Consider the following 12,943-nt stretch of genomic DNA (forward strand, 5'->3'; position numbering starts at 1 on the left):
GGGGTGCGGGTGGTTCAGGTGCGCGGGCGTGCGCCGCCGAGCCGGTCGAGCGTGGCGAGTACGTCGTCGAGCCAGGCGACCGTCATGCGCTCGTACGCGATGCCGCCGCGCAGCACGACGTGCTGGAGCTCCTGGCCGGCGTCGAGCGGTACGGGGGCGTCGGGGCCGGTGAAGTCACGCAGTTCCCCGGCGAGGTAGTGGGCGAGCCGTTCGCTGTGCACCTGGTGGTGCCGCTCGACCTCGCGGACCAGCGCGCCCGGGTCGTCGAAGGCCGCGCCGCGGATCTTCACGGCGAGATCGTGGCGCAGGCTCTCGGGTTCGATCGGCTCGTGCAGCCAGAGGGAGAGCGCGGCACGGCCCGGGCCGGCGACGGAGTACTCCTTCTTGTCCGGCCTGCGTTCCTGCGGGACGTCCCGCACATCGAGCAGACCGTCGCCCTCCATGCGCTTGAGCACGCGGTAGATCTGCTGGTGCGTGGCGGTCCAGAAGTATCCGATGGACCGCTCGAACCTCCGGGCCAGCTCGTAGCCGGAGCCCGGCTGTTCCAGCAGGGAGACGAGGATCGCGTGTTCGAGCGCCATGCCCCGATCGTTCTATGCAACTGGTTGCATAGCAAGCGCCTGCGGCCGGGTGAGACACGCCTCACCCGGCCGCCGCCGCGAGCACGCGGGCGGCGCCGGTCCGCGGCCGGCATCCCCCCGAGCACCGGTCACCAGTCGTGGACCGTGCCGTCCTGGAGCCGGTTGACGGGCAGATAGGCGGCCTCGTACGGGTGCGCGGCCGCCGCCCGCTCGTCGATCTCCACCCCGATACCGGGGGCCTCGCCGGGGTGCAGGTGCCCGTCGGCGAAGGTGTAGGCGTGCCGGAAGACCTCCTCGGTCGCCGGCGCGTGGCCCACGTACTCCTGGATGCCGAAGTTGTGGACGGCCAGGTCGAGGTGGAGGGCAGCGGCCATGCCCACCGGGGAGATGTCCTGGGGGCCGTGCACCGCCGTGCTGATCTGGTAGAGCGCGGCGAAGTCGAAGAGCTTCCGCAGCGGGGTCACGCCCCCGAAGTGGGTGACGGCCGACCTGACGTAGTCGATCAGCTGTTCCGTGATCAGGGTCTGGTAATCCTGAACGGTGTTGAAGACCTCCCCCACCGCCAGCGGGGTGGTGGTGTGGCGGCGCACCAGGCGGAAGGCCTCCTGGTTCTCGGCGGGTGTGCAGTCCTCCAGCCAGAACGGCCTGTACGGCTCCAGGTCCTTGCCGAGCCGTGCCGCCTGAGCCGGTGTGAGGCGGTGGTGCGCGTCGTGGAGCAGCGGCAGTTCGGCGCCGAACTCCGCGCGTACCGCCTCGAAGACGGCGGGGACGTGGCGGAGGTAGGCGTCGGTGTCCCAGTCCTCGACCAGCGGCCTGGCCTGCTGGTGGAGCACGGGTGAGCCGTCGTCGTTCGTGGTGTGCACCCCGTACACGGCCTTCAGACCGGGGACGCCCGACTGGACGCGTACCGCCTGATAGCCCTCGGCGAGCCGTGCCCGCACCGAGTCGAGCAGCTCCGGGATGTCCGCGCCGTTGGCGTGCCCGTAGGCGCGGATGCGCTCACGGCTCGCGCCTCCGAGGAGCTGGTAGAGCGGCAGCCCCGCGGCCTTGGCCTTGATGTCCCACAGTGCGACGTCGACGGCGGCGAGCGCTGCCATCGTCACCGGTCCGCGCCGCCAGTAGGCGCCGCGGTAGAGGAACTGCCAGGTGTCCTCGATCCGGTGCGGATCGAGACCGGTGAGCAGCGGGACGACATGGTCGGTGAGGTAGCCGACGACGGCCATCTCCCTGCCGTTGAGCGTGGCGTCGCCCAGGCCGGTGAGGCCCTCGTCCGTCGTCAGCTTCAGCGTGACGAAGTTGCGTCCGGGGCTGGTGACGACCACCGTCGCGTCGACGATCTTCATGCTGCTGCACTCTCCGATGCGATGGGCGGGGCGGACCGGCTCAGCCCTCTGCACCCGGGTCAACCCTCGCACCACGGCGGGGAGCACCGCGCGGGAGGGTGATCAGTCCGTCGTGCGGAGCAGCCCGGCGGCGACGAGGCCCGCTAGCCCCATGTCGGTGTCGGTGTACTCACCACTGAGGATGTGGGCCACGTACGCGTCCCGGGCCAGGGTGACCGGCTCGACGAACTCCTCGGCGTCCGGGGTGGGTTCGGCGACCTTTCGGCAGTCCCTTGCCAGCACCCCGTACCGCACATGGGTCGCGTAGGACGCGAGGTACGTCCGCATGACGACCTCGGCGGTGCCCGCGCGGAACCCGGTCTCCTCCAGGAGCTCCCGCACCGCCGCGTGCAGCACGTCCTCACCCGGCTCGATCCCGCCACCGGGCAGTTCGGCCAGCACCTTGCCGGGTCCCGGTCTGTACTGGCGTACGAGGATGCCGTCGCCGCCCTCCGTGAACGCGACGACGGCGACCGTGGGCGAGCCCTCCAGGACGTCCCAGTCCGAGTCCTTGCCGTCGGGCTGCACATACGTACGGCACCGCACCCTCAGATGGCCGGCGAATCCCGGACGCTCGCTCTTCAGCGTCCACTCCAGCGCTTCACGGCTCTCGGTCACGACCGGATCATGTCCCGCGCGCGGGACGGCAAACGGGGACACACCCCGCCCCGGTGCGCATGGGAGCGCGCCGAAGGGGAACGAGACTGCATTAGGCATGTACATGCTCGCGAGGAACGGCCGATGACTCACCCCGGGGGAGCTCATGCGTCTTCACAGGACATCCGCAGCAGTCGTCGCCGTCGCGGCGGCCCTCTCGCTCGGCGCGTGCGGCGGCAAGGACGGCGGCGGGCGGGGCGGCAGCGACAACGCCGCCGCCGAAGCGCCCGCCTCGCTGCCCTCACCCTCCACCGCACCCGACTCCACGAGCCCGGGCGCGGACGGCGGCGGGGACACGACGGCGTCGGCCTCGACACCTCCGCGGGAGCCCTCCTCCGGTGCGGGCGGCCTCTGCCTGACCTCCCAGCTCTCCTTCAGCAGTTCCGGCGGCATGGCGGAGGGTGAGGTGCTGATCCACCTCGAGAACACCGGGCACAGCGCCTGTTCGATGCGCGGTTTCCCCGGCCTGGACCTCAAGGGCGAGGACGGCACCGTGAGCGCCGTGCGCAGCGACCGGAAGGCCCCGACGGTCACCCTGGCGCCCGGTCAGGGCACCCACTTCTCCCTGCGCTTCCCGCCGAACCTCGGCGGCGGTTCGGGCACCACCTTCACCTCGGCGGTCGTGACTCCGCCGGACGAGACCCACTCGCACACCATGCCCCTCTCCGTCAGCGTTCCGGCGGACACGGGCTCGGCCCGGCGCATCACCGTGGACCCGGTCGGTTCGGGCAAGTAGGAGCTCACTGCTTGCACACATCCTGGACACATCGTCCGGATGGTGAGACGCGCTTGCGGAGGCGGGGGCCCCGGGAGTCTCATCGCGGCTGTGCAAACCGAACAGAAAACCCCTGATCAAGCCGTGTCCGACGACAAGGGGGCCCGGCGCGCCGTCACGGTGTTCCCCGTCCTCGTACTCGTGGCGGGCGTGGCCGGTCTCGTCACTCCCGGGACGTTCGCCGGCTGGACGGAATCGGTTCCGTACCTGCTGGGCATCGTCATGTTCTGCATGGGTCTGACGATGACCCCGCTCGACTTCAGGGGTGTGGCGAGGCGTCCGTGGGCCGTGGCGATCGGCCTCGTCGCGCACTACGTGATCATGCCGGGTCTCGGCTGGGCCATCGCCCATCTGCTCGGGCTGCCTCCGCAGCTCGCCGCCGGTCTCATCCTGGTCGGCTGCGCGCCGAGCGGGACCGCGTCAAACGTCGTGACCTTCCTGGCCCGTGGCGACGTGGCGCTCTCGGTCTCCGTGGCCACCGTCTCCACGCTGGTGGCCCCTCTGGTGACGCCCCCGCTCACGCTGCTGCTGGCCGGTGCCTATCTGCCGGTGGACGCCGGTTCGATGATCACGGACATCCTCAAGACCGTGCTGCTTCCGGTCATCGGCGGTCTGGTGGTGCGGCTCGTCGCGGGCCGGCTCGTCGACCGGGTGCTGAGCGTCATGCCGTGGCTGTCCTCGCTGGCCGTCGCCGCGATCGTCTGCGCCGTGGTGGCGGGCAGCGCCAGCATGATCAAGTCGGCCGCGCTCACCGTGCTGATAGCCGTGGTGCTGCACAACGGCCTCGGACTCGCGCTGGGCTACGCCGCGGGCAAGGCGGCCAGGCTGGGCAAGCCCGCCAGCCGCGCCATGGCCTTCGAGGTCGGCATGCAGAACTCCGGGCTCGCCGCCTCGCTGGCGACCGCCCACTTCAGCCCGCTGGCCGCCCTGCCCGCCGCGGTGTTCTCCGTGTGGCACAACATCTCGGGCGCCCTGGTCGCCGCCTGGATGGCCCACCGGTCACGGCGCGACGAGGCGGCGTCCGAGGGCGCCGGTCCCGCGCTGGGCACCGCGACCGCCAACAGCGCCTGACAGACGCGCCGGAGCGCCCGGCCGGGACCGACCCGGCCGGGCGCTCCGGCGCGGTGACCGTCAGTCGCCTGGGTAGCTCACGATCGTCTGGGTCACGGCGGGTGAGTCCTGCGTCGTGTAGTAGTGGCTGCTGAGCCCGGAGAACCGTGCGGTGTCGCCCGTCTCCAACTGGTGGGGGACGTCGTCCACCACCAGGGTCGCCCTGCCGGACAGCACGGTCACATATTCGACGGAGTCCGTGCCGTGCGAGCTGACCTGGCTGGTGCCGTGCGGGTGCAGCCGTGAACGGTAGATCTCGATGCGGCCCTCTCCCCGGCCCGCGAAGAGCAGATTGACCGAGGTCTCGTCGTCCGGCTCGTGCAGCTCCCCGGCGCGGATGATCTCGGGACGCAGCATCGGCTGCCGCAGCAGGTCCGTGGCGCTGGTCTCCAGTACGTCGGCGATCCGCACCAGCACATCGACCGTCGGGTTCGCCTCGGCTCGCTCGATCTGGGAGAGCAGCCCCTTGCTCACACCGGTCGCGGCCGAGAGCTCACGCAGGCTCAGCCCCCGGGCCAGCCTGCGGCGGTTGAGGTTGGACGCCAGCGACGACCGTACGGTCCCGGGTCCGGCCTGCGGAGTCTGCGGGCGCGCCGGTGCGGGCAGGGTCGCCGTGACGGGTGTGTCCACGTTCCGTTCCTCCTCGCGGTCTCGGGCAGGCGCAGGTCAGCGCCTCACTCTAGCGGTGCGCCTGTCGGTCCGTCAGCCCTCGTCGGCGCCTGCGGACCCGTGGCCAACCGTCCGTCCGGGCAGTGCGTCGAGCATCCGCCCGGTCCACGGATGGACCGGGGCGTCGAGCACCTCGCCCACGCTTCCCTCCTCGACGATCCGCCCCTGGTACATGACCGCCACCCGGTCGGCGATCTGCCGTACCACCGCCAGGTCGTGCGTGATGAAGAGGATCGCGAACCCCTCGCTGCGCCTGAGCGAGTCCAGCAGGTTCAGCAGCTGGGCCTGGACCGAGACGTCGAGGGCCGCGACCGCCTCGTCGCAGATCAGCAGGCGGGGCCGGGCGGCCAGCGCCCTGGCCAGCGCCACCCGCTGGCGTTCTCCGCCGGAGAGCGCGGCCGGACGGCGGGCGGCGTACGGGAGGGGCAGCCCGACCTGGGAGAGCAGCCGCTCCACGTCGGAGGCGGCGATGTCACGGGCGCGCCCTCCCGTCCGGGCGGCCAGTGCCTCGCGCAGCGTCGCGCCCACCGTGCGCAGGGGGTTGAGCGAGGAGTACGGGTCCTGGAAGACGATCTGCGCCTGGCCCGCGAGAGCGCGCCGGTCCGCCGTGCCGGGGCGGCGGCCCTGCGGCAGCGCGATGCCTCCGGTCCGTACGCTGCCGCTGTCGAACGTCTCCAGGCCGATGGCGATCCGGGCGAGCGTCGTCTTCCCCGAACCGGACTCCCCCACCAGGGCCGTCACGGAGCCGGGGGCGACCGTGAGGCTCACGTCCCGCAGGGCCTGGTGGTCGCCGCCCGACGAACGGAACGTCCGGTCCACGGAGGTGACGGCCAGCACCGCTTCCTCGTCCCGCACCGGAGCGGGCGCGGCGTCGGTCGCGGGCGTGCGGTCGCCCGGCGCCGCCAGGGCCGCGCCGATCTCGGGCAGCCGCAGGCAGGCGGACTGCCGGTCCCCCGCGACGGTCCGCAGTGCGAGCGGGGTGGTCCGGCACTCGGGCGCCGCGTGGGCGCACCGGCCGGCGAACGGGCAGCCACCGGTGCGCTGTCCGGGCGGGGGCACGAAGCCGGGCAGGGCGGGCAGTTCGGCGAAGCGCGTGCGGACCGAGGGCTCGGAGGCCAGCAGTCCGGCGGTGTAGGGGTGAGCGGGCGACGCTTCCAGCTCGTCCGGCCGGCCCTGCTCCAGCACCGCGCCCGCGTACAGCACGTACACCCGGTCGCAGGCGGAGAACGCGACCCGCAGGTCGTGGCTGATGAGGACGAGTCCCATGCCCCGGTCGCGCTGGAGGCCGCGCAGGAGGTCGAGCACCGCCTGCTGGTTCGCGGCGTCGAGCGCGGTCGTGGGCTCGTCGGCGATCAGCAGTTCGGGGTCCCCGGCGAGGGCTGCCGCAGCGGCGACCCGCTGGCGCATGCCGCCGGACAGTTCGTGCGGATGGCGGTCGGCGACCTCGGAGCCGAGCCCGACCTCGGCCAGCCTGCGCACCACCTCGGCGCGGCGGGCCGGCGCGTTCCGGCGTCCGCGCAGCGCGCCGTGGCGCTCGCGCAGGCCGTCGGCGATCTGGCGTCCGCAGGTCAGCTGGGGGTGGAGCATGGTGAACGGGTCCTGCATCAGCAGGGTGACGCGGCGTCCGCGCAGCGCGTGGCGGGCTCGCGGGGTGAGGTCCAGGACCTCCTGGCCCGCGATCCGCACCGAGCCGCCGGTGGCCGCGGTGCCCGGGGGCAGCAGTCCGGCGACGGCGCGCATCGCCAGCGACTTGCCGCTGCCCGACTCGCCGACGATGCCGACGCACTCGCCCCGGCCGACCGTCAGACCGACGCCGTCCAGGATGGTGACGGGCCCGTCGGAGCCCGCCGTCGCCGCGACCCTCAGCCCGTCCACGGCGAGCAGGGGCCCGTCCGGCTCCGCGGCCTTCGCGGGGACGGCGGACACGGTTGCCCCGCGCGCTGTCATCAGGACCTCCCTCGGTCGGAGAACGCCTCGAACAGCCGGTCGCCGAGGAGGTTGAGCGCCACGGCCGCCAGGACGATGAGCACGGCGGGTGCCAGCGCGGCGGACGGGTTGTCGTACAGCAGCGTGCGGTTCTCGGAGAGCATCCGTCCCCAGTCGGGGGCGCCGGGCGGCACACCGAGGCCGAGGAAGGAGAGCGAGCTGAGGGCGACGACGGCACCCGCGAAGTTGAGCAGGGCGTTCGCGACGGCCACCGGCAGGACGTTCGGCCAGATGTGCCGGGTCATCACGGAGAAGCGTGACAGCCCGAGCGTCTCGGCGGCCTCGACGTAGGCCCGGTGGCGCTGTTCCAGGACGGAGGACCTGACCAGCCGGATGTCGGCGGGCGAGGTGAGGACCACCAGCACACAGACCGCGAGCGCGTAACCTCCGCCGCCGATGCCCGCGACGACGATCGTCACCAGCAGGGCGGGGAGCGCGAGCAGCAGGTCGGCCCATCGGCGTACGAGGGCGTCGATCCAGCCGCCCCGGTAACCGGCGAGCAGCCCGAGCACATTGCCGATGACCATCGAGCCCCCCGCCACCAGGGCCGCGCCCACCAGCGTGGAGCGTGCGCCCGCGACCACCATGGAGGCGATGTCGCGGCCCAGCTCGTCGGTGCCGAGCAGGTGTCCGGCGCCGGGCATCGTGGCGCCGGTGGCCAGGTCCTGGGTGTCCCAGCCGGGCAGGAGCGTCTGCCCCAGGGCCGCGGCGAGCGCCAGCAGGAGCAGTACGGCGCCGCCGCACAGGACCAGGGGTGAGGCGCCGGGGAAGCGGCGTGTACGGGTACTCATCGGCCGTCCTTCTCGATGGCTCCGGCGAGCGCGGGCGTGGGCTGCCCCTGGGCCGCCTCTGGCGCTCCGGGCCGGGGCGCCTTCGGGGCGGGCGCGGTCTGCAGACGCGGGTCCAGCAGGGGCTGGACCAGGTCGGTGACGAGATTGGCGGCGCAGACGAGGGCCGCGAGCAGCAGCGCCTCGGCCTGGACGACGGGCACGTCCCGGAAGGTGACGGAGTCGACGAGGAGCGAGCCGAGGCCCGGGAGGGCGAAGACCTGTTCCACCATGACGGTGCCCGCGAGCAGGTAGGCGATGACGAGGCTCACCCCGGTGAGCACCGGGACCAGCGTGCCGCGCAGCACGTAGTGGAGCAGGATGTCCCGCTCCCGTACACCCCGGGCGCGGGCGAAGGTGACGTGCTCGCGCTCCAGTTCGCGTACGACCGCGGCACGGGTGAGTTTGAGCAGCACCGCCGTGACCGCGAGGCCGAGCGCCACGCCGGGCAGTACCAGGTGGGTGAGGCGGTCGGAGCCCTCGCCCGGGCCGTACGCGGGGAACCAGCCCAGCATCAGCGAGAACACGTAGATGAGCACGAGTCCGCTGGCGAAGGCGGGTGTGGACAGCGCGATCACGCCCAGGCTCTGGACCGCCCGGTCGGTGGTGCGCCGGTTGCGCAGCCCGGCCAGGACGCCCAGCGGGAGTCCGAGCAGGAGGGCGACGAGCAGACCGAGGCCGACCAGCTGACCGGTCAGCACGAGCCGGCCGCCGATCGCGGAGGCGACGCTCTCGCCGGTGCGGATGGAGGTGCCCAGGTCGAGTCGGACCGCGTCGCTGAGCCAGTACCAGTACTGGGCGGCCAGCGGGCTGTCGAGGTGGTAGCGGGCGCGTACGGCGGACAGCGCCTCGGGGGTCGCGCTGCGCGGGCCGAGCAGGGTCTGCGCGGGGTCGCCGGGGGCGGCCTGGAGCAGGGCGAAGACGGCGACGGACAGGATGAGGAGCAGGACGGCCGTGCCCGCGATCCTGCGCAGTACGAAGCCGAGGGGCAGCCCGGCGCGAAGGCGCGCGCCCACGCGTACGGCGGTCATCGGCGCTCCTCGGACGGGCCGGGCAGCGGATCGGCCGTGCCGGGGGCCGACTCGGACGTGCCGGGGGCGGAAGGGGTGGCCGTGCCGGGGGCGGAAGGGGTGGCCGTGCCGGAGGTGGACCGGGGGAAGTCGTCCTCCGGCACGGCCGGGGAAGCCGCACGGGGGTTCGGGCCGGGGGAAGCCGGCCCCGGTGCGGCGGCTGTGGACGGCGGTGCCGGGACGGCCCCGCCGAGGTGGGTGTCGAGCCATTCCCCGACTCGGGTGACGGCGTCGAGGAGGTGGGCGGGGTCGGTGAACTCGTGGCCTTCGCCCGGATACACCAGCAGTTCGGCGGGGGCCCGGCCGGCGCGCAGCAGCGAGCGGTAGAGCTCGTGGGCCTGGCCGACCGGGGTGACCCGGTCCTCGGCGCCGTGCACGATCAGCGTCGGCGTACCGCTGCCGCCCTGGGCGAACACGGCGGACCGCCGGCACCATTCCATGGGGTCCCGGGGGGAGCCGATGCGGTAGGTGCGGTCGTATCCGCCGCCGATGTTGCTGGTGTGGGTGAAGCTGAGCCAGTTCGTGGGGGCTGACACCACGACGGCTGCCGCGAACACGTCGGTCCTTGCGGCGGCGAGGGCGGCGAGGTGTCCGCCGTAGCTGTGGCCGAGCACGGCGACCCTGTCCGGGTCGGCGAGGCCTTCGGCGACGAGGTGGCGGACCCCGGAGAGCACGTCCTCCAGGTCGCCGCCCCCGACGTCGCCGACGACCGCGCGCGCGTGCTCCCGGCCGGCGCCGCTGCTGCCGCGCGGGTTGGGGAGCAGGACGAGATAGCCGGCCTCGGCCAGCGCGGGGGCCAGGCCGAGCACGTCGCCGGGAGCGTACATGGAGGACCAGAGCCAGGCCGGTCCGCCGTGCACCAGCACCGCGAGGGGGCGGGGTTCGCCGTCGATGGGCCCTGCGGCCCGGAGCAGGAGCCCCCGGACCTGCCGGCCGTCGTCGGAGCTCCAGGTCGTCGCGGTGGTCCGCGTCGGTGAGTGTCCCGCACCGTGGTTGAGCGAGGTGACGGGCGTCCAGTCCCAGGCACCGGGACCGTCGGTGCGGGTGACGACCGCCTCGGCGGGGCGCCCGGGTGCGTCGAGCACCGTCGCCGCGAGCCGGCCCGACGCGTCGAGCGACAGCGCGGGCTGGAAGCCCGCTCCGCTCAGCGTGGCCTCGTCGGACCAGAGCCGTGTACCGGCGCGCCCGACCAGGGAGCCGGTGCCGTCCCATCCCGCGTGCCAGAGGGTGCCCGGCGCCGCCCGGTCGTCGAACTGGAGCCAGGTGGCGTCCTCGACGTCCTCCAGGGTGCGTACGGTGCCGGAGCCGAGGTCCACCAGGAGGGGGCGGCCGGAGACGATGGATATCCCCTCGCACACCGCCGCGAGCCGTCCGTCGGCGGAGAGCGCGGGCGCGGCGAGCTGTCCGTCCGGGATGTGCAGCGTGCGCGCGGTGCGGGCCGACAGGTCGAGTTCGGCGAGCCGGGCGTCGTAGTAGCCGGCGGGCAGGGTCTCCTCGGAGACCGTGGCGACGGCGGTGGTGCCGCCGCGCCAGGCCACGTTCCACACGGTCAGACCGGCGGGGCCCGCCGCGCGCACCGTGCCGTCGGCCAGTTCGACCGTCCAGACGGAGCGGCGGCCGCTGTCCGCGGTGAAGTGTTCGGGGGCGGGTGCGGCGCCGAGCCGCACGGGCAGCCCCAGGTTCATGCCGTCGCGCTCGGCGCCGTCCTCCGCGCAGAGCAGCAGCGCGCGGGTGCCGTCGTCGGAGACGAGGAGTTCCTCCACCGCGCCGGGGGCGGTGGCGACGGTGCGGACGGTTCCGGTCCTCGTGTCGAGTGCGGCCAGCTCCGGGTGTCCGCCGTCCGCCGCTTCCGCGATGTGCAGCAGGGTACGGGAGCCGGGCAGCCAGCGGGGGCTGTGCCGGTCCACGGAGACGTCCCGGGGGCCCACGGGCACCGGCGCTCCGGCGGAGTCCCGGGGGCTCCCCGGCTCCGGGGCCCCGGGGGCGTCGTGGAACGCCTCCGGGACGGCCGACAGCACCAGTTCGGTGCGGAGCGGGCCCGCGGCGGTGACCGCGACCGTCCGGCCGTCGGGGCTGATCCGGGCTTCGACCGGGTGCGTCAGCCGCAGCGTCGCCTCGCGGGCACGCCGCACGGCGGGTGCGGCGGGCCGCTGCGATGGCACGGCTGTGCCGGTCATGTGTCTCCGTTCGTGGTGCCGCGGCGCGGGGCGCCGTGGGGGTGGTCGGGCTCTCAGGCGGCCTTGCGGACGCGGGTCGCCCAGGGGCCGATGAGGGCGTACGGGCCCTGCTCCAGCAGCACGATGTCCTTGGACAGCGCCGTGGCGCTCTGGGCCCACCAGAGCGGCAGGTAGGGGAGATCGGGGCCCGCCTCCTGCACCGCCTTCATCAGCAGCTTCCCGCGCTCCGCCGGGTCGGTGGACTTCTTCGCGCTGTCGAGCGCGGAGTTCACGGCGGCGTTGTCGTAGTGCGCGATGTTCGTGGCGGTGGCGGCGGCGTTGAGATACGGGTCGGCGAGTTCCGCCGGGTCGCCGGTGACCGGGAAGTACCACAGGAACTGCAGCGGCTGCTTGCCGGAGCCGAGCTCCGACACCCACTGTTCGAGGGTGATCTCCTTGACGTCCAGCGTGATGCCGATCTTCTTCAGCGCCGCGGCGAGGGCCAGCGCCGCCTTGCCGAGCTGCGGTCCGCTGCCCGGGTAGTGCAGCTCCGCCGTGAAGCCGTCCTTCGACGCCGACTTGGCGAGCTCCGCGCGTGCGGCGTCGAGGTCGAAGCCGAGGGCGGGGATCGCGTCGTAACCGGAGCGGACCTCGTCCGCCGGCATCAGGTCGCCCCACATGTCGGGCGACGGAAGGGCATCGGCGACCTCGGCCTTGCCGTGCAGCAGGCCCTTGACCATGCCCGCGCGGTCCGCGGCGTACGCGAAGGCGCGGCGGACGTGGATGTCGTCGAAGGGAGCCTTGGAGGTGTCGAAGGCCAGGGAGACCACCGAGCGGTCGCCCGTGTAGGTGACGCGCGCGGCCGACTCCCAGCTGCGGGCCTCGTCCGAGGCGAGGCCGAGCGCGCCGTCCACGGCCTTGGACTTCATCGCGACGAGCCGCGTGCCGGCGTCGGGGACGAAGGAGAGCTTGAGCTTCTGCACGGCGGGCTTCTCGCCCCACCACGCGTCGTTGCGCTCCAGCAGCACGTGGTCGTCGGCCGCGAACTCGGTGATGCGGTACGGACCGGTGCCGAGCAGCAGGGTCTGCGCCGTGCCGACCTTGCCCTTGTTGCGCTTGAGGAAGGCACGGCTGCTGACGAGGAGTCCGCCCGCGGTGGTGGTCCAGGCGAACATCGCGTCGGGCGCGGTGAGCCGGATCGTCACCTCCAGGTCGCCGGTGGCCTTGACCGAGCTGACGCCCGCGTAGGCGTAGGAGAGCGCGGAGCCGTTGTCCGGGTCGCGGATGGCCTCGATGGAGGCGACCACGTCGTCGGCGGTGAAGGGGGTCCCGTCGGAGAAGACGACGCCCCGGCGCAGGGTGTAGACGTACGTCCGGGCGTCGGGCTGCTTCCAGGACGAGGCGAGGCCGGGCCCGAGCTCGCCCGAGGGGCTGACCGACAGCAGTGATTCCTGGGCGAGTGCGGCGACCAGGTAGTTCAGCACGCCGGATTCGCGGCCGACATCGAGGCTGGACAGGGACGAGGGAAGGGCCAGCGTGAGCTGGTCGATCTTCACGTCGGCGCCCTGCGCCCCCGTACCGGAGCCGGTCCCCGCAGCGTCGTCACCGGAGCCGGCGGGCTGCGGCGCACAAGCGGCGAGCACACCCGAGGCGGCCAGCAGGCCCATGCCCGCTCCAGCGATCCGCAGCACGTTCCGTCGGCTGAGGCTGCCGCCCGGCTCCGAGTTCAT

11 protein-coding genes are annotated in these 12,943 nt (G+C 73.4%); 2 read left to right on the forward strand and 9 right to left on the reverse strand.

Annotated features, from left to right (window positions below):
* Positions 1-14: 14 nt before the first annotated feature.
* The 3 genes from ACWCQM_RS28735 to ACWCQM_RS28745 all read right to left on the reverse strand — a co-directional run bounded on the left by ACWCQM_RS28735 (position 15) and on the right by ACWCQM_RS28745 (position 2,581).
* The gene (locus tag ACWCQM_RS28735; protein WP_450918012.1) at positions 15-581 is read right to left on the reverse strand and encodes a PadR family transcriptional regulator; all 567 of its coding nucleotides are present in this window, start codon (positions 579-581) and stop codon (positions 15-17) included.
* Positions 582-709: 128 nt separating this feature from the next.
* Entirely contained in the window at positions 710-1,924 is a 1,215-nt protein-coding gene (manD, locus tag ACWCQM_RS28740) for a D-mannonate dehydratase ManD (protein WP_450918013.1), read from the reverse strand.
* Positions 1,925-2,026: 102 nt separating this feature from the next.
* The gene (locus tag ACWCQM_RS28745) at positions 2,027-2,581 is read right to left on the reverse strand and encodes an NUDIX domain-containing protein (protein WP_450918014.1); all 555 of its coding nucleotides are present in this window, start codon (positions 2,579-2,581) and stop codon (positions 2,027-2,029) included.
* A 145-nt stretch (positions 2,582-2,726) separates the two neighbouring features.
* Between ACWCQM_RS28745 and ACWCQM_RS28750 the strand changes: the two genes are divergently transcribed.
* Complete coding sequence (locus ACWCQM_RS28750; protein ID WP_450918015.1) at positions 2,727-3,356, forward strand: DUF4232 domain-containing protein; 630 nt, start codon at positions 2,727-2,729, stop codon at positions 3,354-3,356.
* Positions 3,357-3,446: 90 nt separating this feature from the next.
* Positions 3,447-4,466, forward strand: coding sequence for a bile acid:sodium symporter family protein (locus ACWCQM_RS28755; RefSeq protein ID WP_450918016.1), 1,020 nt, complete (start codon positions 3,447-3,449; stop codon positions 4,464-4,466).
* A gap of 60 nt (positions 4,467-4,526) precedes the next feature.
* Here ACWCQM_RS28755 and ACWCQM_RS28760 read toward each other — a convergent pair whose 3' ends face one another.
* The 6 genes from ACWCQM_RS28760 to ACWCQM_RS28785 all read right to left on the reverse strand — a co-directional run bounded on the left by ACWCQM_RS28760 (position 4,527) and on the right by ACWCQM_RS28785 (position 12,943).
* A complete protein-coding gene (locus ACWCQM_RS28760; protein WP_450918017.1) occupies positions 4,527-5,135 on the reverse strand; it encodes a helix-turn-helix domain-containing protein in 609 nt (202 codons plus the stop codon).
* Positions 5,136-5,207: 72 nt separating this feature from the next.
* A complete protein-coding gene (locus tag ACWCQM_RS28765) occupies positions 5,208-7,121 on the reverse strand; it encodes an ABC transporter ATP-binding protein (RefSeq protein WP_450918018.1) in 1,914 nt (637 codons plus the stop codon).
* Positions 7,121-7,951 carry an ABC transporter permease gene (locus ACWCQM_RS28770; RefSeq protein WP_450918019.1) on the reverse strand — a complete coding sequence of 277 codons (831 nt, stop codon included), beginning with the start codon at positions 7,949-7,951 and terminating at the stop codon, positions 7,121-7,123. The genes ACWCQM_RS28765 and ACWCQM_RS28770 overlap by 1 nt, the downstream gene beginning before the upstream one ends.
* The gene (locus ACWCQM_RS28775) at positions 7,948-9,018 is read right to left on the reverse strand and encodes an ABC transporter permease (RefSeq protein WP_450918020.1); all 1,071 of its coding nucleotides are present in this window, start codon (positions 9,016-9,018) and stop codon (positions 7,948-7,950) included. The genes ACWCQM_RS28770 and ACWCQM_RS28775 overlap by 4 nt, the downstream gene beginning before the upstream one ends.
* On the reverse strand, positions 9,015-11,234 hold the full coding sequence (locus ACWCQM_RS28780) for an alpha/beta fold hydrolase (RefSeq protein WP_450918021.1): 2,220 nt from the start codon (positions 11,232-11,234) through the stop codon (positions 9,015-9,017). Before ACWCQM_RS28780 ends, ACWCQM_RS28775 begins: the two co-directional genes overlap by 4 nt.
* Before the next feature lie 53 nt (positions 11,235-11,287).
* Positions 11,288-12,943, reverse strand: a complete 1,656-nt coding sequence (locus ACWCQM_RS28785; RefSeq protein ID WP_450918022.1) for an ABC transporter substrate-binding protein — start codon at positions 12,941-12,943, stop codon at positions 11,288-11,290.

Source organism: Streptomyces sp. NPDC002125, assembly GCF_053593715.1.

Coding starts and splice junctions, on each gene's coding strand:
- ACWCQM_RS28735 (WP_450918012.1), bottom strand. CDS start 581: ATGGCGCTCGAACACGCGATCCTCGTCTCCCTGCTGGAACAGCCGGGC.
- manD (WP_450918013.1), bottom strand. CDS start 1,924: ATGAAGATCGTCGACGCGACGGTGGTCGTCACCAGCCCCGGACGCAAC.
- ACWCQM_RS28750 (WP_450918015.1), top strand. CDS start 2,727: ATGCGTCTTCACAGGACATCCGCAGCAGTCGTCGCCGTCGCGGCGGCC.
- ACWCQM_RS28765 (WP_450918018.1), bottom strand. CDS start 7,121: ATGACAGCGCGCGGGGCAACCGTGTCCGCCGTCCCCGCGAAGGCCGCG.
- ACWCQM_RS28770 (WP_450918019.1), bottom strand. CDS start 7,951: ATGAGTACCCGTACACGCCGCTTCCCCGGCGCCTCACCCCTGGTCCTG.
- ACWCQM_RS28775 (WP_450918020.1), bottom strand. CDS start 9,018: ATGACCGCCGTACGCGTGGGCGCGCGCCTTCGCGCCGGGCTGCCCCTC.
- ACWCQM_RS28780 (WP_450918021.1), bottom strand. CDS start 11,234: ATGACCGGCACAGCCGTGCCATCGCAGCGGCCCGCCGCACCCGCCGTG.
- ACWCQM_RS28785 (WP_450918022.1), bottom strand. CDS start 12,943: ATGAACTCGGAGCCGGGCGGCAGCCTCAGCCGACGGAACGTGCTGCGG.